We start from the raw sequence: 1,748 nt of genomic DNA on the forward strand, positions 1-1,748 counted from the left end.
CGCGCCGTCGGACGGGGACTGGAGCACGCGCACCGGGCCCGACGCGCGTCCGGGAGCGGCCCCGAGGCCGTGGAGGAGCGACTTGCCGACCGGCCCCGTCGCGACGCTCGCGTCGGCGGTCGCGGGACCGTCCAGCGAGGTCCCTCCCGACGCCGTCACCGGCCGGGCCTGCAGCATCCACGCTCGTGCCTGACGGTCGAACGCCCACTCGGTGTCCTGCGCGACCCCGTAGTGCGACTCGATCCGCATGCCCAGCCCGGCCAGCTCGTCGACCTCGTCGTCGGTGAGCGTGGGCGTCGAGGACTCCGCTGCGGTCAGGTCGCGGGTCACGGTGCCACCGTCGGGCTCGAGCTCGATGATGAGCTCCTTGCGGTGGATCTCCCGGGTGACGATGGCTCCCGTCGTCTTGTCGACGACGTAGCGGTCGGGGGACACCGACCCCGACACGACCGACTCACCGAGCCCGAAGGCGCCCTCGATGACCAGGCGGTCGGTGTTGCCGCTGGCCGGATCGATGGTGAACATCACGCCCGCCCGGACGGAGTCGATCTGCATCTGCACCACGACCGCGATGTCCATGTCGGCGATGCCGAAGCCGCGCTTGGCGCGGTAGAAGATGGTGCGCGCGCCGAACAGCGACGCCCAGCAGCGGCGGACCGCGTCCACGACCGCGTCGGCGCCGCGGATGCCGAGATAGGTCTCGTTCATGCCGGCGAAGGACGCGGAGGCGGTGTCCTCGCCCGTGGCCGACGAGCGCACCGCGACGACCGGGTCGCCACCCTCGTGCGGGAGGTCGGCGTAGGCGGCACGGATCGTCGCCTCGACGCCTTCGGGGATCGGGGTGTCGAGCACGAGCTTGCGGGCCGCGGCCGCGGCGGCGTCCAGGGCTGCGCTGTCGTCCACCGCCACGGTCTCCAGCTCGGAGGTCAGGCGCTCACGGAGGCTGCTCTCGTCGCAGAACGCGGCGTAGGCCGGCGCGCCGACGACGAACCCGGGCGGCACCGGCATGCCCGCGCCGGTCAGCTCCCCCAGATTGGCTCCCTTGCCACCCGCCCAGGCGACATCGGAACGCGAGAGTGAGGTGAACGGGCGGACGGTGTCGTGGGCGATGACGGTGCTCATGCGGGGACTCCTAGATGGTCTCGGGCACCATCGCGATCGCACCGCACGGGCATTCCTGCGCGCACATGCCGCAGCCCTTGCAGTAGTCGAGATCGATGGCGTAGGCGTACGGTCCGGCGGGGTCGAGCTTGATGACGGCGTTGTCGGGACACACGCCGTAGCAGTTGTCACAGGCGAGGCAGTTGCCGCAGGACAGGCAGCGGCGCGCTTCGAAGAGCGCGGTGTCCGCGTCGTAGCCCCCGACGACCTCGTCGAAGGTCGACTGGCGGCGGACGGCGTCAAGGTGGGGTGCGACCGAGCGCGGCGCGTCGGCGTAGTACCAGGGGTTCAGGAGATCGAACGTCGCCTCGGTGACCGGCGGATCGGGCTCGCAGCGCGAGCCACGCAGCCAGGCGTCGATGTGGCGCGCGGCGCGCCGGCCATGACCGACGCCGGTCGTCACGGTCCGCTCGGCGCGGATCATGTCGCCGCCGGCGAAGACGCCGGGGTGCCCGGTCATCATCGCGTCGTCGACCTGCACCACGCCGTCGTGGATCTCGAGGTCCGGCACGCCGTCCAGCAGGGAAAGGTCGGTGTCCTGACCGAGCGCCAGGACGAGCGCGTCCGCCTCGAGCTCGTCGAACTCC

At 71.9% G+C, this 1,748-nt stretch carries 2 protein-coding genes; both read right to left on the reverse strand.

Translation table 11 applies throughout. The annotated features are described in order from the left end of the window. Positions 1–1,122, reverse strand: a 1,122-nt coding sequence (locus ABYE80_RS20540) for a PEP/pyruvate-binding domain-containing protein (RefSeq protein ID WP_372792269.1), incomplete at its 3' end; no start/stop codon positions are given. Positions 1,123–1,132: 10 nt separating this feature from the next. After that, the coding region (locus ABYE80_RS20545) for a 4Fe-4S dicluster domain-containing protein (RefSeq protein WP_372792271.1) at positions 1,133–1,748 on the reverse strand (616 nt) is incomplete at its 5' end.

Origin of the sequence: Paraconexibacter sp., from assembly GCF_041602235.1 — a bacterium.
GTDB lineage: Bacteria > Actinomycetota > Thermoleophilia > Solirubrobacterales > Solirubrobacteraceae > Paraconexibacter.